Annotated in this window: 21 protein-coding genes and 6 tRNA genes; 3 read left to right on the top strand and 24 right to left on the bottom strand. The window is 60.8% G+C overall.

All coding sequences use genetic code 11. From position 1 onward, the window contains the following. Nucleotides 1–93 precede the first annotated feature (93 nt). From DWF74_RS26215 to truA, 5 genes are all read right to left on the bottom strand, one after another. A complete protein-coding gene (locus DWF74_RS26215; protein WP_115581986.1) occupies nucleotides 94–735 on the bottom strand; it encodes an SPOR domain-containing protein in 642 nt (213 codons plus the stop codon). After that, nucleotides 719–2026, bottom strand: a complete 1308-nt coding sequence (gene folC / locus DWF74_RS26210; RefSeq protein ID WP_115581985.1) for a bifunctional tetrahydrofolate synthase/dihydrofolate synthase — start codon at nucleotides 2024–2026, stop codon at nucleotides 719–721. Before folC ends, DWF74_RS26215 begins: the two co-directional genes overlap by 17 nt. Beyond that, complete coding sequence (accD, locus tag DWF74_RS26205; RefSeq protein WP_060838410.1) at nucleotides 2023–2943, bottom strand: acetyl-CoA carboxylase, carboxyltransferase subunit beta; 921 nt, start codon at nucleotides 2941–2943, stop codon at nucleotides 2023–2025. The genes folC and accD overlap by 4 nt, the downstream gene beginning before the upstream one ends. A 259-nt stretch (nucleotides 2944–3202) precedes the next feature. Further along, nucleotides 3203–3835: a phosphoribosylanthranilate isomerase gene (locus tag DWF74_RS26200; RefSeq protein ID WP_115581984.1), complete on the bottom strand. Its 633-nt coding sequence runs from the start codon at nucleotides 3833–3835 to the stop codon at nucleotides 3203–3205. A 63-nt stretch (nucleotides 3836–3898) separates the two neighbouring features. Beyond that, the gene (gene truA / locus DWF74_RS26195; protein WP_102863657.1) at nucleotides 3899–4723 is read right to left on the bottom strand and encodes a tRNA pseudouridine(38-40) synthase TruA; all 825 of its coding nucleotides are present in this window, start codon (nucleotides 4721–4723) and stop codon (nucleotides 3899–3901) included. Nucleotides 4724–4941: 218 nt separating this feature from the next. Between truA and DWF74_RS26190 the strand changes: the two genes are divergently transcribed. Then, nucleotides 4942–5601, top strand: coding sequence for a M24 family metallopeptidase (locus DWF74_RS26190; protein ID WP_115581983.1), 660 nt, complete (start codon nucleotides 4942–4944; stop codon nucleotides 5599–5601). Nucleotides 5602–5674: 73 nt separating this feature from the next. Here DWF74_RS26190 and DWF74_RS26185 read toward each other — a convergent pair whose 3' ends face one another. From DWF74_RS26185 to leuC, 7 genes are all read right to left on the bottom strand, one after another. After that, the gene (locus DWF74_RS26185) at nucleotides 5675–8242 is read right to left on the bottom strand and encodes a FimV/HubP family polar landmark protein (RefSeq protein WP_115581982.1); all 2568 of its coding nucleotides are present in this window, start codon (nucleotides 8240–8242) and stop codon (nucleotides 5675–5677) included. A gap of 205 nt (nucleotides 8243–8447) precedes the next feature. Continuing rightward, on the bottom strand, nucleotides 8448–9458 hold the full coding sequence (locus DWF74_RS26180) for an aspartate-semialdehyde dehydrogenase (protein ID WP_110596800.1): 1011 nt from the start codon (nucleotides 9456–9458) through the stop codon (nucleotides 8448–8450). Between the two features lie 177 nt (nucleotides 9459–9635). Beyond that, nucleotides 9636–10748 carry an aspartate-semialdehyde dehydrogenase gene (gene asd / locus DWF74_RS26175; protein WP_102863663.1) on the bottom strand — a complete coding sequence of 371 codons (1113 nt, stop codon included), beginning with the start codon at nucleotides 10746–10748 and terminating at the stop codon, nucleotides 9636–9638. A gap of 54 nt (nucleotides 10749–10802) precedes the next feature. Next, nucleotides 10803–11885 carry a 3-isopropylmalate dehydrogenase gene (gene leuB / locus DWF74_RS26170; RefSeq protein ID WP_102863665.1) on the bottom strand — a complete coding sequence of 361 codons (1083 nt, stop codon included), beginning with the start codon at nucleotides 11883–11885 and terminating at the stop codon, nucleotides 10803–10805. A gap of 51 nt (nucleotides 11886–11936) precedes the next feature. Next, on the bottom strand, nucleotides 11937–12701 hold the full coding sequence (locus DWF74_RS26165; protein ID WP_102863667.1) for a class I SAM-dependent methyltransferase: 765 nt from the start codon (nucleotides 12699–12701) through the stop codon (nucleotides 11937–11939). Between the two features lie 85 nt (nucleotides 12702–12786). Next, nucleotides 12787–13431, bottom strand: coding sequence for a 3-isopropylmalate dehydratase small subunit (gene leuD / locus DWF74_RS26160; RefSeq protein ID WP_115581981.1), 645 nt, complete (start codon nucleotides 13429–13431; stop codon nucleotides 12787–12789). A gap of 10 nt (nucleotides 13432–13441) precedes the next feature. Continuing rightward, on the bottom strand, nucleotides 13442–14860 hold the full coding sequence (gene leuC / locus DWF74_RS26155) for a 3-isopropylmalate dehydratase large subunit (RefSeq protein ID WP_102863671.1): 1419 nt from the start codon (nucleotides 14858–14860) through the stop codon (nucleotides 13442–13444). A gap of 153 nt (nucleotides 14861–15013) precedes the next feature. On the opposite strand from leuC, the gene DWF74_RS26150 reads away from it, so the two are divergent. Next, complete coding sequence (locus DWF74_RS26150) at nucleotides 15014–15904, top strand: LysR family transcriptional regulator (RefSeq protein WP_102863672.1); 891 nt, start codon at nucleotides 15014–15016, stop codon at nucleotides 15902–15904. Between the two features lie 84 nt (nucleotides 15905–15988). Beyond that, nucleotides 15989–19267, top strand: coding sequence for an EAL domain-containing protein (locus DWF74_RS26145; protein WP_102863674.1), 3279 nt, complete (start codon nucleotides 15989–15991; stop codon nucleotides 19265–19267). Between the two features lie 48 nt (nucleotides 19268–19315). Here DWF74_RS26145 and DWF74_RS26140 read toward each other — a convergent pair whose 3' ends face one another. The 12 genes from DWF74_RS26140 to gltX form a co-directional block, all read right to left on the bottom strand. After that, nucleotides 19316–19762, bottom strand: coding sequence for an Hsp20 family protein (locus DWF74_RS26140; RefSeq protein ID WP_102863676.1), 447 nt, complete (start codon nucleotides 19760–19762; stop codon nucleotides 19316–19318). A 114-nt stretch (nucleotides 19763–19876) separates the two neighbouring features. Further along, the gene (locus tag DWF74_RS26135) at nucleotides 19877–20836 is read right to left on the bottom strand and encodes a tRNA dihydrouridine synthase (RefSeq protein WP_102863678.1); all 960 of its coding nucleotides are present in this window, start codon (nucleotides 20834–20836) and stop codon (nucleotides 19877–19879) included. 187 nt (nucleotides 20837–21023) lie between these two features. Next, nucleotides 21024–21458, bottom strand: a complete 435-nt coding sequence (locus tag DWF74_RS26130) for an acyl-CoA thioesterase (RefSeq protein WP_115581980.1) — start codon at nucleotides 21456–21458, stop codon at nucleotides 21024–21026. 47 nt (nucleotides 21459–21505) lie between these two features. Then, nucleotides 21506–22339, bottom strand: a complete 834-nt coding sequence (locus DWF74_RS26125; RefSeq protein WP_115581979.1) for an alpha/beta fold hydrolase — start codon at nucleotides 22337–22339, stop codon at nucleotides 21506–21508. 29 nt (nucleotides 22340–22368) lie between these two features. Next, entirely contained in the window at nucleotides 22369–22908 is a 540-nt protein-coding gene (locus DWF74_RS26120) for a TetR/AcrR family transcriptional regulator (RefSeq protein WP_102882513.1), read from the bottom strand. 183 nt (nucleotides 22909–23091) lie between these two features. Next, nucleotides 23092–23167, bottom strand: a tRNA-Glu gene (locus DWF74_RS26115). 78 nt (nucleotides 23168–23245) lie between these two features. Beyond that, nucleotides 23246–23321: transfer RNA gene (locus DWF74_RS26110), tRNA-Ala, on the bottom strand. A 52-nt stretch (nucleotides 23322–23373) separates the two neighbouring features. Next, nucleotides 23374–23449: transfer RNA gene (locus DWF74_RS26105), tRNA-Glu, on the bottom strand. 78 nt (nucleotides 23450–23527) lie between these two features. Continuing rightward, a tRNA-Ala gene (locus DWF74_RS26100) sits at nucleotides 23528–23603 on the bottom strand. Between the two features lie 52 nt (nucleotides 23604–23655). After that, nucleotides 23656–23731 (bottom strand) — tRNA-Glu (locus DWF74_RS26095). Nucleotides 23732–23810: 79 nt separating this feature from the next. Continuing rightward, nucleotides 23811–23886: transfer RNA gene (locus DWF74_RS26090), tRNA-Ala, on the bottom strand. Between the two features lie 279 nt (nucleotides 23887–24165). After that, a complete protein-coding gene (gene gltX, locus DWF74_RS26085; RefSeq protein WP_102882514.1) occupies nucleotides 24166–25647 on the bottom strand; it encodes a glutamate--tRNA ligase in 1482 nt (493 codons plus the stop codon). Nucleotides 25648–25841 lie beyond the last annotated feature (194 nt).

The following is a 25841-nucleotide window of genomic DNA, read 5'->3' as shown; positions in this document are numbered from 1 at the left end:
AGCCTACAGACGGATAAGGCGGCGCATTTTAACAGAGCGCTTGGCTGTCGGTAAGCTGCGATTCACTGTGCTTTTGAAATCAGCCAGATAGCCTCAGCCACGCTCCGGCTGGAAGCGCACCACAAACCCCTTGAGGTTGTGCTGACGACCCAACAGGTCACGCAGACGATCAGCCTCGGCCCGCTCGATCAACGGCCCGACAAACACCCGATTCTTGCCTTCAGCAGAACGGATATATGCGTTATAGCCCTGGCTGCGCAGGGTTTTCTGCAGGTTTTCCGCACTTTCACGGCTCGACAGGCTGGCCAACTGCACCGACCAGCTGATGGACAGACCATTGGCATCGATCCGACTCTGACTGGTATCAGGCTTGGCTACGGCAATCGGCTGGGCTGGGGCCGGCACAGGGGCAGGCTTAGGCGCTGGCGCCGGCTTGCTGGCCACTACAGGTGCTGGCGCACTCGGAGCAATCGGCATCGACGGTGCAACCTGCTGCACCACGGGCTCCTCGACAGGCACCGGTTCCTGGGGCAATACCTGGGGCTCAGGCACCACCACCGGCTCAACCTGAACCTGAGGCATGGCCGAGGCCTGTGGCGCCGGCGGCGCTTCAACCGTTACGTGGCGCTGCTCATCCTCTCGCGAGAACAGCATCGGCAGAAAAATCACCGCCAAAGCCACCAACACCAGCGCTCCAACCATTCGCTGCTTGTAGACCTTATCCAGCATTGCCATGTGCAGCTTCCTCCGTGGAGCGCCGGGCGAGCCACTCAAGCGCCTCGGCAACACAATAAAAAGATCCGAACAGCAGAATTTCGTCATCTGCAGTCGCTTGCGCACATTGCGCGTCCAACGCCGCTGCGACACTGGCATAAGACGCTACCGAAGCACCAAGGTTCTCCAAGGCGGCCTGCAGATCCTCAACAGGACGCGCCCGAGGCGAATCCAGTGGAGCCACCGCCCAGTGCTGGACCGAGGCCTGCAAACTGCCGACAACTCCCGACAGATCCTTGTCTGCCAGCAGGCCGAATACCGCCAGGCGCTTGCCGGCTAAGGGTCGACGCGCCAGGCGCTCAGCCAGATACTGCGCGGCATGGGGATTGTGCCCCACATCCAGCAGCAGATTCAGACGCTTGCCCCGCCACTCGATCTGCCGACGATCCAGACGGCCGGTCACCCGGGTCCGCTGCAGAGCTGCACCGATCAGCTCAGGCTGCCAGGGCAACCCGGTAAGCAGGTAGGCCTGCAACGCCAACGCCGCGTTTTCCATGGGCAAATCGAGCAGCGGCAGATCCCGCAACTCAACCTGATTGCCCCGGGCATCCAGACCGCGCCATTGCCAATATTCTTCGGTGAGCCCGAGGTCGAAATCTCGCCCCCGGAGAAAAAGCGGACAACCCAGCTCTCGCGCCTTGTCCAGCAAAGGCTGCGGCGGATTCAGGTCGCCACACAGAGCTGGAGCGCCGGCACGGAAGATTCCAGCCTTCTCGAAAGCCACGGACTCCCGGGAATCCCCCAGGTACTCGATATGATCGACACCAATGCTGGTGACCAATGCCAGGTCGGCATCCACCAGATTGACCGCATCCAGACGCCCACCCAGCCCCACTTCCAGGACTACGGCATCCAGGGCCGCGCGCTGGAACAGCCAGAACGCCGCCAGGGTGCCCATCTCGAAATAGGTCAGGGAAACATCACCACGCCCCGCCTCTACCGCAACAAAGGCCTCGCACAGTTGCTGATCAGTGGCCTCAACGCCATTGATCTGCACCCGTTCGTTGTAGCGCAGCAGGTGCGGCGAGCTGTAGACCCCAACCTGCAGGCCCTGAGCCCGCAACAGGGAAGCGACAAAGGCACAAGTAGAGCCCTTGCCATTGGTACCCGTGACTGTGATGACCCGAGGCGCCGGCTTGCCCAGCCCCATCCGGGCCACTACCTGCTGCGAGCGCTCAAGCCCCATATCGATGGCCGAAGGGTGCAACTGCTCAAGGTAGGCGAGCCAATCGCCCAGGGTACGCTGGGTCATAGGTTTGCTGGAGCCGGCGGAACCACGATCGGTTCAACGGGAGCAGCCACGAATTCAGGCGTCGGCAGCCCCATGAGCTGGGCCAGCAGATTACCCAGGCGCGGACGCAGCTCCTGACGGGAGATGATCATGTCGATGGCACCGTGCTCCAGAAGGAATTCGCTGCGCTGGAAGCCTTCCGGCAGTTTTTCCCGCACGGTCTGCTCGATCACTCGCGGCCCCGCGAAGCCCACCAGGGCTTTAGGCTCGGCGACGATTACATCACCCAACATCGCCAGACTGGCGGAAACACCACCGTAGACCGGGTCGGTCAGCACGGAGACGAATGGAATACCTTCTTCACGCAGGCGCGCCAGCACGGCGGAGGTCTTGGCCATCTGCATCAGGGAGATCAGCGCCTCCTGCATCCGCGCACCACCGGAGGCGGAGAAGCAGATCATTGGGCAACGGTTTTCCAGAGCGTAGTTGGCCGCACGGACAAAGCGTTCGCCAACGATGGCGCCCATGGAGCCGCCCATGAAGGAGAACTCAAAGGCCGAGACCACGACCGGCATGCCTAGCAGAGTGCCACTCATGGAGATCAGAGCGTCCTTCTCGCCCGTCTGCTTCTGCGCTGCTGTCAGACGGTCCTTGTACTTCTTGCCGTCACGGAACTTCAGACGGTCAACCGGCTCCAGGTCAGCGCCCAGCTCGGCACGACCTTCGGCGTCGAGGAAAATATCGATCCGGGCGCGAGCACCGATGCGCATGTGGTGATTGCACTTGGGGCAAACATCCAGGGTCTTTTCCAGCTCCGGACGATAAAGCACCGCCTCGCAGGACGGACACTTGTGCCAAAGACCTTCGGGCACCGAGCTTTTCTTCACCTCGGAACGCATGATCGAAGGGATCAGTTTGTCTACTAACCAGTTGCTCATGCTTTCTTTCTCCAGTACCGGCGGCCCGAACGCTCTGGTTCGCAACCCCGCGTATGCCCTTGAGCTAAATTCATGTGTGCGGCGATGATCACTTCGCTACCGCGGTCAGCACCGGGCTCGACCTGCCTGCAATGAAGCGCCCCTCAGCCATCCCGACAACCCGCAATAGAGCGGTTGCCACTCGATTCCGACCCCGCCTTAAGGCGGCGCCTGCCTGTTTTGTACAGTGGTGTTATGGACGGCGGCAGACTGCCAGCCGTCACATCGACTCGTTGCTACGACGCACTGCCTGCATAAATGCCTGAATCTTTGCCGGGTCCTTGATGCCCTTGCTCTGCTCCACACCGCCACTGACGTCCACCGCGTAGGGGCGAACCCGAGTAATGGCCTCGGCGACGTTCTGCGCAGACAGCCCGCCAGCCAGGATGATCGGCTTGCTCAGCCCCTGAGGAACCAAGGACCAGTCAAAGGCCTCGCCAGTTCCCCCCGGCACACCCTCGACATAGGTATCCAGCAGAATTCCGCTGGCGCGCGGATAAGCCAGGCAGGCAGCAGCAACGTCATCCCCGGCCTTGACGCGCAGCGCCTTGATATAGGGACGGTGATAACCCTCGCAATCCGCTGCCGACTCATCGCCATGGAACTGCAGCAGGTCCAGCGGAACGACATCGAGGATCTCCCCCAACTCGCAGCGACTGGCATTGACGAACAGCCCGACCGTCGTCACGAACGGCGGCAAGGCGGCGATGATCGCCCGCGCCTGCTGCACACTCACCGCCCGGGGACTCTTGGCATAGAACACCAGACCGATGGCATCGGCCCCCGCCGCCACCGCTGCCAACGCATCTTCTATGCGGGTAATCCCGCAAATCTTGCTGCGAACAGCTGACATGTCGTTTGAACCTCGGGGGCAAATTCGGAAAGTTCCGGATGGTAGCAAATGCTTTTCCGGGCGTCAGCCGTCAAGTTCAGACCAACCGGTGAGGAAATGTGGCCCGATGTATCGCTCCGGCAACTGGAACTCATCCTTGTATTCCACCTGCACCAGATACAGGCCGAAAGGATGGGCGGTGACCCCGCCCGTGCGGCGAATCCGGCTCTCCAAGACCTCCCGCGCCCACTCCACCGGCCGCTCGCCCGCACCAATGGTCATCAAGACCCCGGCAATATTGCGCACCATGTGATGCAGGAAGGCACTGGCGCGAATGTCCAGGACAATCATCTTGCCGTGCCGGGTAACCCGCAGGTGGTGAATCTCCTTGATCGGTGACTTGGCCTGGCACTGGCCAGCCCGGAACGCACTGAAATCATGGGTCCCCACCAGAAACGCGGCAGCCTGGGCCATCCGTTCGATATCCAGCGGCCGGTGATTCCAAGTGACCTCCTCATTGAGATGGGCCGGACGGATCTGATCGTTGTAGATCACATAGCGATAGCGCCGGGCAATCGCCTTGAACCGAGCATGAAAATGCGCCGGCATCTCACGAGCCCAACTGACACTGATGTCATGAGGCAGGTTGATATTGGCCCCCATGACCCAAGCCTTCATCGAGCGCACGGCCTGGGTATCGAAATGCACCACCTGACCACAGGCATGCACACCGGCATCGGTACGCCCCGCACAAGCCACCACCACGGGAGAGTCCGCGACCCTGGACAAGGCCTTCTCCAGGGTTTCCTGGACGCTGGGCACACCAGAAGCCTGACGCTGCCAACCGCGATAGCGCGATCCCTTGTATTCAACACCCAGAGCGATGCGGGAAAAGCCTGCGGCCGCCATTTCGGCGGCCGGGTTATCTATATTTGCCAAGAACTTACAGCCTGCTGATATGCGCAAAGGCGCTCATTATAAGGCTGGCGGGAGCAGACGCCATGCACTGCCGCGGTTTAGTTGCAGATTGCTTCACGTCGACAACGATTGCATCAGCCGCCAGGTCATCGCTATATAGCAATCTACATAGCGGTAGAAAAACAAACACCCTGACCGAGAGCCGACGAATGATCGCAACCAACAAAGAAGCCGTGGGCCTGGCCTACAGCCTGGAAGGCATGCTCCACGCCAAGCGCATGACCTGGGAGGCCATCGCGCAAATGGCCAGGCGGATCAGGCCCGGCATGCACGAATCCACCGCCGGGGAGATGGGCCTGCAAGTATTACAGGAGCTGGGCATGGAACGTATTTGGCACCCACTGCTGATTCGTTTTGGCGCCAACACCCTTAAGACCTTCAAGCAACGCTCCGACAGCGACCCCCAGCTGAATGAAAACGATCTGTTCTTCATTGACCTGGGAGTCGTCTGGGATCGCCACGAAGGCGATTGCGGAGCGACTTACGTCGTAGGTTGCGACGAGGAAATGCACGCCTGTGCCGCGGCCGCCAAGAGCCTGTTCGATCAGGTGCACGATCACTGGAAAACCCATCAAGTGGCCGGCGCCGAACTGTACCAATATGCCGAAGAACAGGCCCGCGCCATGGGCTGGATGCTCAACCTGGAGATCAAGGGGCATCGGGTCAGCGACTTCCCCCACGCCATCTATCGCGCTGGAGACCTGGGGGACTTCGCCGACTGCCCACAAGTGGGCCTGTGGATCCTGGAAATCCAGATCGCCCACCCCACTCGCCCCTTTGGCGCCTTCTACGAAGACCTGCTGGTCTGAATGACCGCCAAAAGCACCACCAACAAAAACGGCAGCCTTATCGGCTGCCGTTCCGCTCAAGCATCGGGTTGTTTCAGGCCAGCCTTGCGAGCATTTCCTGCGCTTCGCTCTTCTGCCCTTCATTACCCTCGCTGAGCACTTCGCCCAGAATATCCCGAGCGCCGTCGTTGTCACCCATATCGATATAGGCCTGAGCCAGATCCAGCTTGGTGGCCACTTCATCGCTGCCGGCGAGGAAGTCGAAATCCGCTTCCTCAGGCGCAGCCGCAGCATCTTCAGCCGTGAAGCTTGGCGTAGCCGGCTCCGCCTGATCCAGACTCTGGGCCAGACGATCCAGTTCGGCGTTGACATCATCCAGCTCGGAGGCAAAGGCGTCCTTGGGCTCTGCCGCGGCATCCATTTCATCAGCCAGGGACAGATCGAAGTCCGCCGACAGATCCAAGTCATCCAGCGTCGACTCGGTGACGGTAGGCACATCGCCAGCCGGCAGATCCTTGAGATCGTCTTCCAGGCTCAACAGGAAGTCGTCGTCACTCTGGGTCGACGCCGGCAGGTCCGCTCCGAGATCAAGGTCGAAATCCCCCAGATCATCCAGGCTTTCCTGGGCCGCAGTCTGCTGCTCAAGAACCGAACCAAAGCTCAGGTCGTCGTCCAGAGGGAACTCCTCCAGCTCAACCTCAGGTTCGGACACCACTACCGCTGGCGAAGCTGCCTCGAGGTCATCCAGGCTCAGATCGAAATCCGCGTCCAGACCTTCCACAGGCGCCGCGGGCTCAGGCTCATCCAGCAGCTCCTTGACATACTGAGCATCCAGTTCCGCAGCCACAGCCGCAGCAGCCAGCCCAGCTGTCGCCGCCACCGCCACCATCGCCGGGAAACGGCTCTTGAGCTGCTCGACCTGAGCGTGGTTATCGCCATTGGCTACCAGCTGCCGCTCCTGAGCGACGAAGGCACTGCGATCCCCCTGATGCGCATACACTTCCATCAGCTTGAGGCGCAGATCACTGCGCTGCGGCTCGAGCTTGACCGCCTCTTCAAGAATGGCTGCCGCCTGATTCAGGCGACCACCATCGATATGGTTCTGCGCCTGTCCCAGCACATCGGTGGCTCGCTCAACCGGCGCCGCCGGAACTGGCGCCATCACCGGAGCTGGAGCTGGAGCTGGAGCTGGAGCTGGAGCGAGCTTGACGCTTGGTGGCGGGACTTCAAGACCTTCGAAGCTACCTTCCGGAAGATCCAGTTCCTCGGCGAAGTCGCTATTTTCCTCGGACAACGCCCGCGCCATGCGCAGGTGCTTTTCCGCTTCCTGCTGAGCCTTGCGACGACGCGCCAGCAACAGCAACAGCAGCAACACCGCCACTATCGCACCGCCACCTACCAGCCCGAGAAGGATTGGATTGGTCAGCAGGTCGCCATACTTGTCTTCGTCAGCCTGGGCCGCTGGCACATCCGGAGCCGGATTGGCTGCTGGCTCACTGACTGGAGCTTGCGCAACCACTGGCGTCGCCGCAGGCGCCTCAGGTTTGGCCACCAGCTCAGCAGGCATCACCGCTGTTGGCTGAGCGACAGGGGCTGCACCTTCAGCCTGCAACTTGGCCAACTGGTTGTTCTTCAATTCGATCAGGCGCTGCAGCTTGTCCAGCTGACTCTGCAGATCCGCCATGCGCTCCTTGAGCTCAGCATTATCGCGACGGGTTGCATCCAGGCTTTCCTGAGTCACCGCCAGCTTGTTGTTCAGGGCCTTGCTATCACCCGCGACGCCCTTGCCACCAGCCTTGCCGCTGTCCGCAGAAACCAGGCTCAGGTTGTCCTTGGTGTTGACCTGCTTGGGCGCCTTTTCGGCACCCGCACGACGAGTCGCATCCACCTGCAGTTGGCTCCGTGCACCAGCGCGACGCCCCTGACGCCAGGCAGCATTCTGCGCAGCAACTTCGGCAATGGCCTTGGGCTGCGGCAACGCGGTGCTCTGCACCACGTCAGGCAGGCGCAGGACCCTGCCAGCTTTCAATCGATTGATGTTGCCGTCGATAAAGGCATCCGGGTTCAGCGCCTGGATCGCCAGCATGGTTTGCTGGATCGACGCGCCATTGCGATTCTTTGCGGCGATTTCCCACAGCGTGTCACGAGGCGCAGTTGTGTATTGCTCAGGCTTGCTGATTTTGTTGGCACGAGTGACCGGGGCATTCACCGCCGGACCACTGACCGGTGCCGCCTGTGCAGCAGCAGCGGTTTGCGGGGAAAACTTCGAAGGGTCCAGCAGCACGCTGTAATCGCGCAGCAGACGACCGTTGGGCCACATTACCTGGACCAGAAACTTGACCATCGGCTCCGACAACGGCTGGCTAGAGGTCACCCGCAGTACGCTCTTGCCGCCGGGATTGAGAACAGGAGTAAAACTCAGGTCATTGAGAAAGGCCTGACGATCGACGCCGGCCTTGGCGAACTCTTCTGCCGGGGCCAGGCTGGGCACCACTTCCGCAGCAGTAAGGTCCTTGATATCGAGCAATTCGATTTCTGCTACCAGAGGCTGGTTCAGACTCGACTTCAGGGTCAGCTCCCCGAGCCCAAGCGCCTGCGCCATACCGGAGGACAGCGCCGAGGCGGCCGCTATTGCTAACACCAGTTTGCGAACTTGAACCATAGCCTCATCCTTTGTTTGAACATTCCTCGGCCAGCGAGAAGGTTTTGTAGCGGCTGCCATAAGGCACTGCGCGGGATCATGAGCGACCGCCACGCGGGATTATTTACTGCATGCCCCGGGAGCACCTGACGGCCACTCACCTCCAGCAACTTGCCAAGCATAGCGCCCAGCTAGATTCATTCTGCAAATTGTTGCCAAGTATCTTTTACAGCAGGTCTTTTATCAACAATTCAGCCAGCTGCACAGCGTTCAAGGCCGCACCTTTGCGGACGTTGTCCGAAGTCAGCCACAGATTCAGTTCCGCCGAATCGTCGACGCCCCCACGAACACGCCCCACATAGACTACGTCCTGGCCCACGGCGTCACCCACTGCGGTGGGATAATCACCGGCGTCCACCAGTTCCAGGCCGGGAGCCGCCTCCAGCGCCGCATTCACCGCCGCCAGATCGACGTCAGCACCTGACTGCAAAGTCACGCTATAGCTATCGCCAAAAAACACCGGTGCTTGAATGCAAGTGACAGAAATCTTTAATAAAGGCTGCCCCAGCACCTCCCGCAACTCTCTCACCAGACGCTTTTCCAACAGAGTGTGTCCCTGGGCATCTGGCGTACCGACCTGAGCCAGCAGATTGAAGGCTACTTGGCGGTCAAAGAAACGCGGCTCCAGCGGTCGCACATTCAGCAGTTCGGCGGTTTGCCGGGCCAGCTCGCTGACGGCCTCACGCCCCTGGCTGGAAATCGCCAGGCTGGCCGTCAGGTTGACCCGCTGGATATCCAGCACGCCCTGCAATGGCGCCAGCGCCACCGCCAGTGCCGTGGCCGCAGCACTGGGACTGCTCAGTTGCACCGGCTTCTTTAGACCAGCCAGCACCTGGGCATTGGCCTCAGGCACGACATTGGGTGCCTGGGCCGACGGCAAGGCACCGGAGAGGTCGATCACGGCGCAATTGGCCGCTGTGGCTCGCGGAGCGAAGCTCAGGGTCACCGCAGGGCCCGCGGCGAAAAACGCCAACTGAACCTTGCCAAAGTCGAACTCGTCGACTTCTCGCACACGAACATTCTTGCCGCGAAACGGCACCGAGTGACCGGCCGACTCACTGCTGGCGAGCAGGTGCAGGTTGGCAACGGGGAAATCACGCTCTTCGAGAATCTGCACCAGGGTTTCGCCAACCGTGCCGGTGGCGCCGATAACAGCAATATCAAAGGACGGGGTCATGGTGCTACCTCAGGCGGAACGGGGGGAGCGGCACTTTACCCGGCACGGGGTGACGAGGCAATTCGCGGGGGAAAGTGCCGGTTGGGCTAGAGCACTCTTCGCGGGCGAGTCCGCTACATGAGCATGAAAAAGCCCGCGCCTTGTGCAAGGGGCGGGCTGTTTCAAACGCTTAGAGAATCAACGCTCCAGCAAGATCCGCAGCATGCGGCGCAGCGGTTCGGCCGCACCCCACAGCAACTGGTCGCCCACGGTGAAGGCACCGAGGAACTGCGAGCCCATGTTCAGCTTGCGCAGACGGCCTACCGGAATGTTCAGAGTGCCGGTGACCTTGGTCGGACTCAGCTCCTGCATGCTGATGTCGCGCTGGTTCGGCACCAGTTTGACCCAGGGATTGTGCTGGCTGATCAGCCCTTCGATATCGGCGATCGGCACATCCTTGTTGAGCTTGATGGTCAGCGCCTGGCTGTGGCAGCGCATGGCGCCGATGCGCACGCAAATGCCATCCACCGGGATCGGGCTCTTGAAGCGACCGAGGATCTTGTTGGTCTCGGCCTGGGCCTTCCACTCTTCACGGCTCTGGCCGTTAGGCAGTTCCTTGTCGATCCACGGGATCAGGCTGCCGGCCAGCGGCACGCCGAAGTTCTCGGTCGGATAGGCATCGCTGCGCATAGCTTCAGCCACTTTACGGTCGATGTCGAGGATGGCGCTGGCCGGATTGGCCAGGTCATCAGCGACAGCCGCGTGGGTCGCGCCCATTTGCTTGATCAGCTCGCGCATGTTCTGCGCGCCGGCGCCGGAGGCCGCCTGGTAGGTCATGGCGCTCATCCACTCCACCAGACCGGCTTCGAACAAGCCGCCCAGGCCCATCAGCATCAGGCTGACGGTGCAGTTGCCACCGATGTAGTTCTTGGTCCCGGCATCCAGTTGCTGGTCGATGACCTTGCGGTTCACCGGGTCAAGAATGATCACCGCATCATCCTGCATGCGCAGGCTGGAAGCGGCGTCGATCCAGTAACCCTGCCAGCCGGCTTCACGCAGCTTGGGGAAGACTTCGCTGGTGTAGTCGCCACCCTGGCAGGTCAGAATCACGTCGAGGGTTTTCAACTCTTCAATGTTGTAGGCGTCCTTCAGTGGAGCAATGTCCTTGCCCACCGACGGCCCCTGGCCACCGACATTGGAAGTGGTGAAAAACACCGGTTCAATAAGATCGAAGTCCTGCTCTTCAAGCATCCGCTGCATGAGCACGGAACCGACCATACCGCGCCAACCGATCAGACCTACACGTTTCATCGCAACTACACCTTTACAAAAGTGGGCCACCGTCTGTGCGGTGGGCCCGAAAGATTACAGATTCCGCAGCGCGGCGACTACTGCATCGCCCATTTCCTGCGTACCGACTTTGGTGCAACCGGCCGACCAGATGTCACCGGTGCGCAAACCCTGATCCAGCACTCGGCTCACCGCCTGCTCGATGGCATCTGCCGCGTCATTCAGGTTGAAGCTGTAACGCAGCATCATCGACACCGAGAGGATGGTCGCCAGCGGGTTGGCAACACCCTGGCCGGCGATGTCCGGCGCCGAACCGTGGCAAGGCTCGTACATGCCCTTGTTGTTGGCATCCAGGGAAGCCGACGGCAGCATGCCGATGGAACCGGTGAGCATCGAAGCCTCATCGGAGAGGATGTCGCCGAACATGTTGTCGGTGACGATCACGTCGAACTGCTTCGGCGCACGCACCAGTTGCATGGCGGCGTTGTCCACATACATGTGGCTCAACTCGACATCCGGGTAGTCCAGCGCCACTTGTTCGACCACTTCACGCCACAACTGGCTGGAGGCCAGAACGTTGGCCTTGTCCACCGAGCAGAGCTTCTTGCCACGCACCCGCGCCATGTCAAAGCCGACCCGGGCGATACGACGGATTTCACTTTCGCTGTACGGCAGGGTGTCGTAGGACTGGCGCTCGCCATTTTCCAGCTCACGGGTGCCGCGAGGCGCGCCGAAGTAGATGCCGCCGGTCAACTCGCGCACGATGAGGATATCCAGGCCCGAGACAATTTCCGGCTTCAGGCTCGAGGCATCGGCCAGTTGCGGATAGAGGATCGCCGGGCGCAGGTTGCCGAACAGACCCAACTGCGCACGAATCTTCAGCAAGCCCCGCTCAGGACGGGTATCACGCTCGATCTTGTCCCACTTCGGACCACCCACAGCACCCAGCAGCACAGCATCGGCGGCACGAGCACGATCCAGGGTCTCATCGGCCAGGGGCACACCGTGCTTGTCGATGGCAGCACCACCGATGACGTCGTGGCTCAGCTCGAAGCCCAGGCTGTACTTGTCATTGGCCAATTCCAGCACCTTGACCGCCTCGGCCATGATTTCCGGACCAATACCGTCACCTGGGAGAATCAGAATCTGCTTGCTCATGCGTTCCTCATTTGCTCTGTCGGCGCACCCGCAGGCGCGCCCGGAAAAGTTCTATCGCTCGGCCCACAGCACCAGTACATCTGTACTGAACGAACCATCGGCCTCAATCTCAAAATATTCGCGCACTTCATTGCCCATTGCCTGCTGCAGCTCGCGAATTGCCGCCCGCAGCACCTGGGGCGTGCGCATGCGCTCGACCCAGGAGTTGTACTCCAGGCGCAGACGCTGACGAGCGGTACTGCGGGTATGCAACCCTGCCTCGCTGACCTGGCGCAGCCACTCCCCAGCCGAATAGTCACGAACATGACTGGTGTCACGCAGCACTTCGACGCTTTGCAGGTAAGTGTCCAGCAGTGGACTGCCCGGCGACAAGACATCAATGAACGCCGCCACGCCACCCGGCTTCAGCACCCGGCGCACCTCTCTCAAGGCCAGGCCCAAGTCGCTCCAATGGTGAGCCGAGTAGCGACTGAAGACGAAGTCGAACTCGCCGTCGGCGAACGGCAAGCGCTCAGCTGCGCCTTTAACGGTGCGGACGTTGTGCAGATTACGCTCCTGCGCGGCTCCCGACACTACATCCAGCATCTGCTGGGAGAGGTCGTAAGCCACCACTTCCTTGACCAGCGGCGCAACGTGGAAGCTGACATGACCGGCGCCACAGCCCAGGTCCAGGACCCGGGCAGCACCCCGGCCCGCCACTTCGGCTTGTAGCAGCGCGAATTCGGCGCCTTGAGCGTGTACGGCACTGCTCAGGTAGGCCGAGGCCTGTTCACCGAATTGCTTCTGTACCACCTGGCTATGGGCGTTGCTGGTCATGCTGTGGTCCTTTTGATCAGGGGAACGGCGTTCGCTGGCCAGCCAGCTCCTGCAACACAAATCCGCAGGAGCTGGCTGCCGGCGATCAGGCGTCGCGGAACAACCAGGGCTGGCTGGCCCGATGCTTGGCCTCAAAGGCGGCAATGGCGTCAGCGTCCTGCAAGGTCAGGCCGATGTCGTCCAGACCGTTGAGCAGGCAATGCTTGCGGAAGGCATCAATCTCGAACTTCAACACCTTGCCGTCGGGACGGGTCACGGTCTGCGCCTCAAGGTCGATGTGCAACTGGTAACCCGGCGTGGCTTCGACCTGCTGGAACAGCTCGTCGACTTCGGCGTCGCTCAAGATGATCGGCAACAAACCGTTCTTGAAGCTGTTGTTGAAGAAGATGTCGGCATAGCTTGGCGCGATGATGCTGCGAAAACCGTACTCTTCCAGGGCCCAGGGCGCGTGCTCACGGCTCGAGCCGCAGCCGAAGTTCTCCCGCGCCAGCAACACGCTGGCCCCTTGGTAACGCTCGGCGTTAAGGACGAACTCCTTGTTCAACGGACGCTTGGAGTTGTCCTGGTAGGGCTGGCCCACGTCGAGGTAGCGCCACTCATCGAACAGATTCGGACCGAAGCCGGTGCGCTTGATCGACTTGAGGAATTGCTTGGGGATGATCTGGTCGGTGTCGACGTTGGCACGATCCAAAGGCGCGACCAAACCATTGTGCTGGGTGAAAGCTTTCATGCTGCGCTCCTTAGATCAATTCACGGACGTCGACGAAACGACCGCTGACAGCGGCGGCGGCGGCCATGGCCGGGCTGACCAGATGGGTGCGCCCACCGGCACCCTGGCGCCCTTCGAAGTTGCGGTTCGACGTCGACGCGCAATGCTCACCGGACTCCAGGCGATCCGGGTTCATCGCCAGGCACATCGAGCAGCCCGGCTCACGCCATTCGAAGCCGGCTTCGAGGAAGATCTTGTCCAGGCCTTCCGACTCAGCCTGGGCCTTCACCAGCCCCGAACCCGGAACCACGATCGCCTGCTTGATGGTGGAGGCCACTTTACGGCCCTTGGCGATCACCGCCGCGGCACGCAAGTCTTCAATCCGCGAGTTGGTGCAGGAACCGATGAACACGCGATCCAATTGAATGTCGGTGATGGCCTGGTTGGCGCTCAAACCCATGTACTTCAAGGCACGGACGATGGAGTCACGCTTGACCAGGTCCATTTCCTTGGCCGGGTCCGGCACGCGCTGATCCACGGCCAAAACCATTTCCGGCGAAGTGCCCCAGCTGACTTGCGGCTTGATTTGCGCGGCGTCGAGCTCGACCACGGTGTCGAACTGGGCATCGGCATCGGACACCAGGTCTTTCCAGGCCTCGACCGCCAAGTCCCATTCGGCGCCCTTGGGTGCAAATGGACGACCCTTGACATAAGCCACGGTCTTTTCGTCCGCCGCCACCAGTCCGACACGGGCACCGGCTTCGATGGACATGTTGCAGATGGTCATGCGGCCTTCAACGGAAAGGTCGCGAATCGCGCTGCCGGCGAACTCGATGGCGTGGCCGTTGCCACCGGCGGTGCCGATCTTGCCGATCACTGCGAGGACGATGTCCTTGGCGGTCACGCCAAAGGGCAAGGTGCCTTCCACGCGCACCAGCATGTTCTTCATCTTCTTGGCCACCAGGCACTGAGTGGCGAGCACATGCTCCACCTCGGAAGTGCCGATGCCATGGGCCAGGGCACCAAAGGCACCGTGGGTGGAGGTGTGGGAGTCACCGCAGACCACGGTCATGCCCGGCAAGGTGGCGCCCTGTTCCGGGCCGATCACGTGGACGATGCCCTGACGCACATCGTTCATCTTGAATTCGACGATGCCGTATTCGTCACAGTTGTCATCGAGGGTCTGCACCTGCAGCCGGGAGACCTGATCGGCAATCGCTTCGATCCCGCCCTTGCGCTCAGGCGTAGTCGGTACGTTGTGGTCCGGGGTAGCGATGTTGGCATCGATGCGCCAAGGCTTGCGTCCGGCCAGACGCAGGCCTTCGAACGCTTGCGGCGAGGTCACTTCATGGATGATGTGACGATCGATATAGATCAGCGCCGAACCATCGTCGCGCTGCTTGACCAAATGCGAATCCCAGAGCTTGTCGTAGAGCGTCTTGCCGGCCATCGGACCATTCCTCATCAGCTTGTTTCTATGCCCCGGGCCCTGACCGTCGGCCGATCAATAACCCCTTGGCTTGTGAGGCTGATGCTATGGCGTTAGATTAAATAACTCAAATTCATATTTTTCATGCTTTGGATAACCAACTGGAATACAACCATGGACCTGGCCAACCTCAATGCCTTTATAGCCATCGCCGAGACCGGCAGCTTTTCCGGCGCCGGTGAACGCCTGCACCTGACCCAGCCCGCTATCAGCAAACGTATCGCCGGCCTGGAGCAGCAGCTCAATGTGCGGCTGTTCGACCGCCTGGGCCGCGAGGTCGGCCTGACCGAGGCCGGACGCGCTCTGCTGCCCCGGGCGTATCAGATCATCAACGTGCTGGACGACACCCGTCGCGCCCTGACCAACCTCACCGGGGAAGTCAGCGGCCGCCTAACCCTGGCCACCAGCCATCACATCGGCCTGCACCGCCTGCCGCCGCTGCTGCGGGCCTTTACCCGGCGCTACCCGCAAGTGGCCCTGGACATCCAATTCCTCGATTCCGAGGTGGCCTACGAGGAAATCCTCCACGGCCGCGCCGAACTGGCGGTGATCACCTTGGCACCCGAGCCCCACAGTCTGATCAAGGCCACCGCGGTCTGGGACGACCCGCTGGACTTTGTCGCCGCCCCGGAACATCCGCTGGTCAGCAACGGCCAGGTCAGCCTGGCGGATATTGCCCTGCATCCGGCAGTTTTTCCCGGCGGCAACACCTTTACCCACCATATTGTCCAACGCTTGTTTGAGGCCCAAGGCCTGACGCCGAACATCGCCATGAGCACTAACTATCTGGAAACTATAAAGATGATGGTTTCCATCGGTCTGGCCTGGAGCGTCCTGCCCCGCACCATGCTCGACGATCAAGTGGCGCGCATTCCTTTACCGGGCATACAACTGCGACGCCAGCTAGGCTATATCCTGCATACCGAACGGACGCTGTCGAATGCTGCGCGGGCCTTCATGGCCTTACTGGATGCACAAGTCGATTGGCCAGGGAACCCGGCATAGCTCTTCCGGGTATTGCCCGTGCCAAGCCGAACTGTCATGAGTATCCCGCGCCAAACGAATGACTCAGCTCAAGGCCTGACACCCATGCCAAAACCCGCTGACCGTATTCCACCCATGCCGCGTATCCATGCTGTCGACCCCAGGGAGTCGGAGCAAAGCTGGGAAAGCGCACCGCAGTTGCTTGCCGCTCTCAATGGCGCGCGGCTGGGAGCCTGGTATTGGGATATTGAAAGCGGGCAAATCAGCTGGTCCCGGGGCACCCAGGCACTGTTTGGCTTCGATCCACGCCAACCCCTGCCGGAAAACCTCGAATACCTCGATCTGCTCCCCATTGAAGACCGGGCCAGAACCGTACGGGCTTTTCATTCAGTGCTGGCGGGAGCGCCCCTGGAACACGCGATGCACCACCGCATTCGCTGGCCCGATGGCAGCCTGCACTGGCTGGAGATCAACGGCAGCGTGCTACCGGACAAGCATGGCAAGCCCCGAATGATCGGGGTGATCCGCGAGATCACCCACCAACGCCAGCGGGAGGAAGCCCTCAGCAGCTCGGAAAAACGTTTCGCCACCCTGTTTCACCTGTGCCCCAACATGGTGCTGCTGACCCGCCTGGAAGATGGCCTGATCAGCGAGGCCAACCAATACTTCGAAAGCCAGTTCGGCTGGCCCGCCGAACATGTGATAGGCCGCACTACCCTGGAGATCGGCCTGTGGGTTAATCCCGAACAGCGCGCCCAACTGATCAAGGCCGTGCAGAAAAAGGGCCAGGCCGCCAGCCTCGAAGTCCAGTTCCGCGCCAGCAATGGCCAGATCCACGACGGCATTCTCAGCGCGCAGAAAATCGAACTGGAAGGCAAGCCCTACCTGCTCAGCACCTTTCTCGATACCAGCGAACGCAAAAGAGCCGAACAAGCCCTCAAAGACAGTCAGGAACGCCTCGACCTGGCCCTGGATTCGGCGCAACTGGGCACCTGGGATTGGCACATTCCCAGCGGCATGCTCTATGGCTCGGCCCGGGCCGCACAATTGCACGGCCTGGAGCCGGCGCCCTTCCATGAATCCTTCGAAGCCTTTTTCGAGGGCGTCCCCACTGAAGAACGCGACAGCATGCGCGATGCCTATCGCAGCCTGCGGGAAGGCCCGGCGGGCAACTACCAGCTGACTTACCGGGTGCAACTGGCGGACGGCAGCTCGCGCTACCTGGAAAGCCGCGCTCGCCTCTATCGCGACGAGCAGGGCAATCCACTGCGCATGGCCGGAACGCTGCTGGACATCACCGAACAGGTGGAACGCGAACAGCGCCTGATCACTTCGGAAGAGAAGTTCGCCAGCCTGTTCCAGGTCAGCCCGGACCCCATCTGCCTGACGCTGCTGGAAACCGGTCAGTTCATCGAGATCAATTCAAGCTTCACCCAGACCTTCGGCTGGACCCCGGAAGATGTGATCAACCGCAGCGCCGAACAGATCGGCTTCTGGGCAGATCCCGCCCCGCGTCTGCGGCGGATCGAACAGGTGATTCGCGAACAGGCGCTGAACAACGTGGCAGTGGTGGTCAACCACAAGAGCGGCCAGGCACTGACCTGCATCATTTCCAGCCGCCTGATCACCGTCGACAAGCAGCCGTGCATCGTCACCACGCTGCGGGATATCACCCAGCAACAGCGTTCCGAGGCCGCGCTCAAGGCCAGCGAAGAGAAGTTCGCCAAGGCCTTCCACTCCAGTCCTGACGCCATCACCATCACCGAGCGCGACACCGGCCGCTACCTGGAGGTCAACGACGGCTTCTGCCGCCTGACCGGCTACCGCACCGATGAAGTGCTCGGCCACACCATGTATCAGGTCGGCATCTGGGCCGAAGAAGCCCAGCTCGCCACACTGCTGGCGGAGCTCAGGCTCAAGGGCCGAGTGCATCACCTGGAAATGCTCGGGCGTAACAAGCGCGGGGAAATCCTCACCCTAGAGGTCTCGGTGGAGCCGATCATCCTCAATGAAACCCCGTGCCTGCTGCTGACGGCCCGGGACGTCAGTCTGCTGAAGAATGCCCAGGCACAGATCCGCCACCTGGCCTACCACGATCCCTTGACCAACCTGCCCAACCGCGCCCTGCTGATGGACCGCCTGAGCCAGCAGATCGCTCTGCTCAAGCGCCACAATCTGCGGGGCGCCCTGCTGTTCCTCGACCTGGACCACTTCAAGCACATCAACGACTCCCTGGGGCACCCGGTGGGCGATACCGTACTGAAGATCATCACCGCCAGACTGGAAGCCAGCGTGCGCATGGAGGACACCGTCGCGCGCCTGGGCGGCGATGAATTCGTGGTGCTGCTCAGCGGCCTGGAAGGCTCGCGCAATGAGGTCAGTGAACAGGTGCGGCAACTGGCCGGGACCCTGCGCGAGCTGCTCTCGGAACCGATGTTCCTCGACGGCCAGCGCCTGCAGGTCACCCCCAGCATCGGCGTGGCGCTGATTCCCGATCACGGCTCGACCCCCACCGACCTGCTCAAGCGCGCCGACATTGCCCTTTACCGCGCCAAGGACTCCGGGCGCAACACCACGCAGATGTACCACAACACCATGCAGAAGGCCGCCAGCGAACGCCTGCGCATGGAAACCGACCTGCGTCTGGCCCTGTCCCGCGGCGAATTCAGCGTGCACTACCAGCCACAGGTGGATGCCCGCGACAACCGCATCGTCGGCGCCGAGGCCCTGGTGCGTTGGCAGCACCCGGAGCTGGGGGCGCAATCACCGACGGAGTTCATCAAGGTGCTGGAGGACAGCGGACTGATCCTTGAAGTGGGCACCTGGATTCTCGATGAAGCCTGCCTGGCCTTCAGCCAACTGATCGAGCAAGGCCTGGTGGACCCGCACCACTTCAGCCTATGCGTCAACATCAGCCCTCGGCAATTTCGCCAGAACGACTTCGTCGAACGAATCGAACACAGCCTGACTGCCTATGCCCTGCCCTCATCATTGCTGAAGCTGGAGATCACCGAAGGCATCGTGATCCAGAACCTGGATGACACCATCAACAAGATGCGTCGACTGAAAAAACTCGGGGTCAGTTTTGCCATGGACGACTTCGGCACCGGCTACTCCTCCCTGACGTACCTAAAACGCCTGCCGGTGGACACCCTGAAAATAGACCAGTCATTTGTCCGCGATGCCACCCACGACCCCAACGATGCGGAAATCATCCGGGCCATCGTCGCCATGGCCCGCAGCCTGAACCTGAAGGTCATCGCCGAAGGCGTGGAAACCCCACAGCAACTGGAATTCCTCCAGGGGCTGGAATGCCATCTGTACCAGGGCTACCTGCACAGCCAGCCGCTACCTCTGAGCGAATTCAAGAAGCTGCTGAAATGACAGGCACGAAAAAGGGCGCCACCAGGGCGCCCTTTTTTTACAGCGGTCTTAGTGTTGCAGAGCCGGCTGCTGCGCACCGTTGATCGGGATGCGCTTTGGCTTCGCCTCTTCCGGTACAACCCGCAGCAGGTCAATGTTCAACAGACCGTTGCTCAGGGCCGCGGCCTTGACCTCGATATGGTCGGCCAGGCGGAAGGACAGCTTGAATGCACGCTGGGCAATGCCCTGGTGCAGGTAAGTGACACTTTCATTGGCGTCGCGCTTGCCACCGCTCACGGTCAACACGCCTTTCTCCACTTGCAGTTCCAGATCGTCATCCTGGAAGCCGGCAGCGGCGATGACGATGCGGTATTGGTCGTCGGCGTGTTTTTCAACGTTGTAGGGTGGATAGCTGCTGCTCGGTTCGTTGCGCAACGCCGATTCAAACAGGTCGTTGAAACGGTCGAAGCCAACAGAGGAACGGAACAGTGGAGCCAGGGAAAATGCAGTACTCATGGGTCTATCTCCTGATTTTTCAGCGAGTGGTTATCTCCGCGACCCGAATTCGGCGTCGCGTACCCAAGAGATAGGGACCGCTCCTGACATTTCAAGAGGTTTTTTTTGAATTTTTTACGCCGCTTCGCTGCGGGGCATGCCCAGCAGCCGCCCCACCTGATCCAGATCGGTTTCCCGACGCAGAGCGGTAAACAGCTCAACCGCCTCCGGATAGTTGCGAGTCAGCATGGCCAGCCATTGCTTCAAACGCCCCGGGGCTGAACGGGGGGTCAGTTGCACCACCACCTGGGCCCAGAAGTCCTGAAGCATGGGCTGCAGATCGGCCCAGGACATTTCCACCACCTCCTCCCCAGCGCGAGCGGCGGCGATCTGCCGGGCCAGGTCCGGACGCGAGACCAGCCCACGACCGAGCATGATGTCCTCCACGCCACTGATCTCCCGACAGCGCCGCCAATCCTCGACGCTCCAGATATCGCCGTTGGCGAACACCGGCACCTTGACCACATCCTGCACCCGAGGAATCCACTCCCAATGAGCGGGCGGCTTGTAACCATCAACCTTGGTCCGTGCGTGAACCACGATATGTTCCGCGCCGCCCTCGGCCAGCGCCGTAGCGCACACCAGCGAACCGTCCGGACTATCGAAGCCCAGGCGCATTTTTGCCGTGACCGGGATATGCGCAGGCACCGCTCGCCGCACATGCTCGACAATCTGATTCAGCAGTTCGGGCTCCTTAAGCAGCACCGCCCCACCCCGGGACTTGTTGACGGTCTTGGCTGGACAGCCAAAATTCAGGTCGATCACCTCGCTGCCAAGCTCGCAGGCCAGCGCGGCATTTTCGGCCAGGCACACCGGATCGGACCCCAGCAACTGCACGCGCAATGGCACGCCGGCAGCGGTGTGCGCGCCTTGCAGCAACTCGGGAGCGAGCTTGTGGAAATAGGCAGGCGTCAGTAGACGGTCATTGACGCGAATGAACTCGGTGACACACCAGTCGATCCCGCCAACACGAGTCAACACATCCCGCAGGATGTTGTCGACCAACCCCTCCATGGGCGCCAGGGCAATTTGCATGAAACACACTCAACGAAAAATCAGGCGAAAAAACGTTCGCCAGTTTACTGGGTTTCACCCGATAACAGGAATTTTGTAGGAAAGGCCGAGCGGCGTTGCGCTTAGCGACAAATGGACTCTCGGGCCTGACAGCGCCCTTGAACAGGCCTTCGCTGGCAAGACGGTATCCACACAGGAGCCAAGGTGATCACGAGCCCTGCAGGGCTGGGCCGTAGCCCTCAAGGAATTCGGCGGGCATACGCTTGGGCTTGCCGCTGGACAGCTCGATGCAGACAAAAGTGGTCTGGGCCCGCAACAAGGTACTGCCATCGCTCGGACGGACCAGCTGGAAACGTCGAGTCATCTTCAGGCGCTGATCCCAATCGACGATCCAGGTGGCCAGTTGCAGCTCATCGCCTTCATAAGCCGCGGCCAGATAGTCGATCTCGTGCCGCACCACGGCCATCGCCCGATCCAGGCGACGATACTCGGCCAGATCCAGCCCCAGACGTTGCGAGTGACGCCAGGCGCAACGCTCCAGCCAGGTCACGTAGACCGCATTGTTGGCGTGCCCCAAGCCATCGATTTCCTCGGCCACCACCTGCAGATCGATAACGAATGGCGTTGCCAGATCCCAACTCATGCCCAACTCCCGGTCAGATTTTTTGACCGGGGCAGTGTAGCGGATGCTCAGGCAGATTGGCGCGCCGGCAGATGGCGTCCGGTGACCAGAGTGATCACAGCGTCGATCACTCGGGGATCGGCCAACACTCGCTGATGACCACCTTCACTCAAGCGCAGCAAGCGACTGTCGAACCAGGCCTGGTGGATCAACTCCGACTCCTTGACCGGTACAAATCGATCATCTTCGGCATGAATGATCAGGCCAGGCATCTCCAACTGATACTGAGCCACGTCCAGGGTCGCGGCACGCATCCCTACATCCTTCTCCACTTGACGGATAAAGGCCGAGCGCGCCCTGGGCGGCAAGCGCATGTAGCGGGCAAAACCTCGCAACACGCCAAGAATCCGAGCCGGCGCGGCGATACTGACCAGGGTTTCGGTGCGCAGTCCCAACTGCACAGCGAGCATGGCGCTGGCACCGCCCATGGAGTGACCAATCACTGCGCGCAAGGGGGGCAATTCCGCCGCTGCCTCCAACATCGCCCGGGCAAAGAGCACCACATTGGCCTCCTCCCCTGGAGAGCGGCCGTGGGCGGGACCGTCCAGCGCCACTGCGGTATAGCCAGCCGCCACCAGCGCCTCGATCAGGCTGGCAAATTGAGTGGGTCGCCCTTCCCAGCCATGCATCAGCAACACTGTCGGCCCCTGCCCCCAACGCAAGGCAGAGAGGCCAAAGCGCAAGGTCAGACGCTCAGCACGCTCCAGCAGGGGCAATTCCCACTCTCGGGGCGGCAGCTCACGGGGAGTCATGAACAACTGGCGCATCCGATTCGCCGCCCACTGAGGAGCCACCCAGCCCAGAGTGCCATTGACACCACGAATCCAGCTCAATCCGCTCATCGCCCAACACCTCGCAACCGAACTTCAGGTCATAGAACCGCCGACTTGGCGGCACGCAGTAGACGATCGGACAATTCACCCGGCCCCAGAGCTCGCGCCAGGGACAGCCCACCCACCATCAACGCCATATCCGCCAACGCCTTGTCCGTGTCCTCGGGGCTTGCGGCCAACTGCGCGACCATCAGCTCCATATGCTCGTTCAAAGCCTTGCGAAAACTCTCTGGCAGCCGCCCCAGCTCACCCACCGATGCCGGAATCGGACAGGCCTGCTCAGTGGAGTCGCGGTGCTTGCGCGACAGATAGAACGCTGCCGTCAGCGCCCTTCGCTCCTCACCACTCAAACCTGCGTCCATCTCGTCGAGCAAGCCACGTCGGTGGGCGAGCAGTTGGGTGAACGCCTCAAGCATCAGCGCATCCTTGCTCTCGAAGTGCGCATAGAAGCCACCCACCGTCAGCCCGGCAGCCCCCATCACCTCCCCCACACTCGGTTCGGCCGGGCCTCGCTGGATCAGCGCTGAACTGGCAGCCTGGAGAATACGTTCGCGGGTTTGAGCTTTTTTATCGTTCATCGTTGCCTCCGAATATTACGGACAAAATATTATTCTCATAATAATTTTCCGCAAGTCGTCAGTGTGACCGCCGGTCAGAAGTGCAGGCTGAGGAAGAGAGTAAAAGTTGGCCGGACGCCAGAAAAACAAAAGGGCCATTCAATAATTGAATGACCCTTAAAAATCCCGCATAGCGGGTAAACGTGGCGTCCCCTAGGGGACTCGAACCCCTGTTACCGCCGTGAAAGGGCGGTGTCCTAGGCCACTAGACGAAGGGGACACATACCCTTCTAACAGTTGATCAGTGCTGAGTTCTGATCGATTCAAGGCCGGTGTGGCCAGGCCTTGAACTGTAAATTGGTGGAGCTAGACGGGATCGAACCGTCGACCTCTTGCATGCCATGCAAGCGCTCTCCCAGCTGAGCTATAGCCCCGGATTTTCGCCTCGCGGCGCAGCGATATCTTGCAACATCGCTTGTGTGAAACTGGCGTCCCCTAGGGGACTCGAACCCCTGTTACCGCCGTGAAAGGGCGGTGTCCTAGGCCACTAGACGAAGGGGACGCATACCCTTCTAACAGTTGATCAGTGCTGAGTCCTGATCGATTCAAGGCCGGTGTGGCCAGGCCTTGAACTGTAAATTGGTGGAGCTAGACGGGATCGAACCGTCGACCTCTTGCATGCCATGCAAGCGCTCTCCCAGCTGAGCTATAGCCCCGGATTTTCGCCTCGCGGCGCAGCGATATCTTGCAACATCACTTGTGTAAAACTGGCGTCCCCTAGGGGACTCGAACCCCTGTTACCGCCGTGAAAGGGCGGTGTCCTAGGCCACTAGACGAAGGGGACGCAAACCCTTCTATACAACTGATCAGTGCTGAGTACTGATCGATTCAATGCCGGTGTGGCCAGGCCTTGAACTGTAAATTGGTGGAGCTAGACGGGATCGAACCGTCGACCTCTTGCATGCCATGCAAGCGCTCTCCCAGCTGAGCTATAGCCCCTCGTCGGTGAGGACGGGGCGAATCTTAAGGGGCGATCAGAAGGCTGTCAATTTTTTTTCCGTATTTTGAAAAAAAATTTGCCGGGATAACAACCACTTACCGCCCTGCCCCAAAAACCCTGGCTTTTTCAGCCTTAGCGGCCCGTGCCAACTCCCATAAACGGGGGGCCGCGAGCCGCCTGGAACCCACTTGGCCAGCGACCAATCGACCTGGCGCCTGAGAATCAAGCGTAGTCGAAAAGCCCGTAGCCCCTTGTAGCTCCCCTGCTGCGAAGCGCCGTCAGCCGATGGCGCCCAGCAGTTTTTCCCACTCCTTGTTCTCTTTCTTCGACACGCCACCGAGCAGGTCGATGGCCTGGCGCAGACGGAAACGAGTAAGGTCAGGCCCCAGGATCTCCATGGCATCGAGCACCGACACCGAGCTGGCCTGGCCAGTGATCGCAGCGAACATCAGCGGCATGGCGTCACGCAGTTTCAGCTCCAGGGATTCAACCACTGCCTGAATGGTCGCGGTGATGCTGTCTTTCTCCCACTGGCGCAGGCTCTCGAGCTTCCACAGGATCAACTGCATCACTTGCCGCACCTGATCGCCAGAAAGCTTCTTGGATTCGAACAACTTGGCGTCCGGGGTCACGCCACCGGCGAAGAAGAAGCCAGCCAACGGTGCGATCTGGCTGAAGGTCTCCACCCGGCCTTGCACATGGGGCGCGATCTTCATCAGGTATTCAGGATTCAGCGCCCAGGTCTGCACGCGACTGGCGAACTCTTCCACCGGCAGGTCACGCAACCACTGGCCGTTGAGCCAAGACAGTTTCTCGATATCGAAGATCGGCCCACCCAGGGATACCCGCGACAGGTCAAAGTTATCGACCATTTCCTGCAACGAGAACTTCTCGCGCTCGTCCGGCATCGACCAGCCCATGCGCCCCAGATAATTGAGCATGGCTTCCGGCATGAAACCCATGCGCTCATAAAAGGTCACAGAGGTCGGATTCTTGCGCTTGGACAGCTTGCTCTTGTCCGGATTGCGCAGCAGCGGCATGTAGCACAGCTGCGGCTGCTCCCAACCGAAGTACTCGTAGAGCAGAATCAGCTTCGGTGCCGAAGGCAGCCACTCTTCACCGCGCAGCACATGGGTGATGCCCATCAGGTGGTCATCGACCACGTTGGCCAGGAAGTAGGTCGGCAGGCCATCGGTCTTCATCAAGACCTGCATGTCCATGCGATCCCACGGAATTTCGACATCGCCACGCAGCAGATCAGGCACCACACAGACGCCTTCGGTCGGCACCTTCATACGAATCACATGGGGCTCACCGGCCGCCAGACGCCGGGCCACTTCTTCCTTGGACAGCAGCAAGGCGCGGCCGTCATAACGCGGCGTCTCGCCACGAGCCATCTGCTCGGCGCGCATCTGGTCCAGCTCTTCGGCCGTGCAGAAGCATGGGAACGCGTGTCCCAGGTCCACCAATTGCTGAGCATATTTCTGATAGATATCGCCGCGCTCGCTCTGGCGATAAGGACCATGGGGACCGCCCACATCCGGCCCTTCGCTCCAGTTGATGCCCAACCAGCGCAAGGCATCGAAAATCTGCTGCTCGGACTCGCGGGTCGAACGCAACTGATCGGTGTCTTCGATACGCAGGATGAACTCACCGCCATGCTGCTTGGCAAAGCAATAGTTGAACAAAGCGATGTAAGCGGTACCTACGTGGGGGTCCCCGGTAGGCGATGGCGCGATGCGCGTGCGGACGGTGGTCATGGCATATCTCGAAAAGATAGAAAAACGAGGAATAAAACAGGGGGCGAATGGTAACAGGCGACCCCGGCCCGGCTCCAGTAAGGAGGGCATTTAAGCCAAGGTTGCGACTACAGGCCGCCGCAGAGCCCATGAATGGTCAAATATCAGCGCCTGGCATTTACCACCCACGGGCTATCTGCCAGGTTCACCCGCTA

This window comes from Pseudomonas protegens, assembly GCF_003363755.1.
GTDB classification, from domain to species: Bacteria; Pseudomonadota; Gammaproteobacteria; order Pseudomonadales; family Pseudomonadaceae; genus Aquipseudomonas; species Aquipseudomonas danubii.
This window is presented reverse-complemented; position numbering and strand designations above follow the sequence as displayed.

What these genes read in the sequence shown, in the direction of transcription:
- DWF74_RS26145 (WP_102863674.1), top strand. Translation starts at nt 15,989, where the DNA reads ATGCCAAAACCCGCTGACCGTATTCCACCCATGCCGCGTATCCATGCT.
- DWF74_RS26200 (WP_115581984.1), bottom strand. Translation starts at nt 3,835, where the DNA reads ATGTCAGCTGTTCGCAGCAAGATTTGCGGGATTACCCGCATAGAAGAT.
- DWF74_RS26135 (WP_102863678.1), bottom strand. Translation starts at nt 20,836, where the DNA reads ATGCAAATTGCCCTGGCGCCCATGGAGGGGTTGGTCGACAACATCCTG.
- leuD (WP_115581981.1), bottom strand. Translation starts at nt 13,431, where the DNA reads ATGAAAGCTTTCACCCAGCACAATGGTTTGGTCGCGCCTTTGGATCGT.
- leuC (WP_102863671.1), bottom strand. Translation starts at nt 14,860, where the DNA reads ATGGCCGGCAAGACGCTCTACGACAAGCTCTGGGATTCGCATTTGGTC.
- gltX (WP_102882514.1), bottom strand. Translation starts at nt 25,647, where the DNA reads ATGACCACCGTCCGCACGCGCATCGCGCCATCGCCTACCGGGGACCCC.
- DWF74_RS26125 (WP_115581979.1), bottom strand. Translation starts at nt 22,339, where the DNA reads ATGAGCGGATTGAGCTGGATTCGTGGTGTCAATGGCACTCTGGGCTGG.
- asd (WP_102863663.1), bottom strand. Translation starts at nt 10,748, where the DNA reads ATGAAACGTGTAGGTCTGATCGGTTGGCGCGGTATGGTCGGTTCCGTG.
- DWF74_RS26140 (WP_102863676.1), bottom strand. Translation starts at nt 19,762, where the DNA reads ATGAGTACTGCATTTTCCCTGGCTCCACTGTTCCGTTCCTCTGTTGGC.
- DWF74_RS26165 (WP_102863667.1), bottom strand. Translation starts at nt 12,701, where the DNA reads ATGACCAGCAACGCCCATAGCCAGGTGGTACAGAAGCAATTCGGTGAA.
- truA (WP_102863657.1), bottom strand. Translation starts at nt 4,723, where the DNA reads ATGGCGGCCGCAGGCTTTTCCCGCATCGCTCTGGGTGTTGAATACAAG.
- folC (WP_115581985.1), bottom strand. Translation starts at nt 2,026, where the DNA reads ATGACCCAGCGTACCCTGGGCGATTGGCTCGCCTACCTTGAGCAGTTG.
- DWF74_RS26130 (WP_115581980.1), bottom strand. Translation starts at nt 21,458, where the DNA reads ATGAGTTGGGATCTGGCAACGCCATTCGTTATCGATCTGCAGGTGGTG.
- DWF74_RS26215 (WP_115581986.1), bottom strand. Translation starts at nt 735, where the DNA reads ATGGCAATGCTGGATAAGGTCTACAAGCAGCGAATGGTTGGAGCGCTG.
- DWF74_RS26185 (WP_115581982.1), bottom strand. Translation starts at nt 8,242, where the DNA reads ATGGTTCAAGTTCGCAAACTGGTGTTAGCAATAGCGGCCGCCTCGGCG.
- DWF74_RS26190 (WP_115581983.1), top strand. Translation starts at nt 4,942, where the DNA reads ATGATCGCAACCAACAAAGAAGCCGTGGGCCTGGCCTACAGCCTGGAA.
- DWF74_RS26150 (WP_102863672.1), top strand. Translation starts at nt 15,014, where the DNA reads ATGGACCTGGCCAACCTCAATGCCTTTATAGCCATCGCCGAGACCGGC.
- DWF74_RS26180 (WP_110596800.1), bottom strand. Translation starts at nt 9,458, where the DNA reads ATGACCCCGTCCTTTGATATTGCTGTTATCGGCGCCACCGGCACGGTT.
- leuB (WP_102863665.1), bottom strand. Translation starts at nt 11,885, where the DNA reads ATGAGCAAGCAGATTCTGATTCTCCCAGGTGACGGTATTGGTCCGGAA.
- DWF74_RS26120 (WP_102882513.1), bottom strand. Translation starts at nt 22,908, where the DNA reads ATGAACGATAAAAAAGCTCAAACCCGCGAACGTATTCTCCAGGCTGCC.
- accD (WP_060838410.1), bottom strand. Translation starts at nt 2,943, where the DNA reads ATGAGCAACTGGTTAGTAGACAAACTGATCCCTTCGATCATGCGTTCC.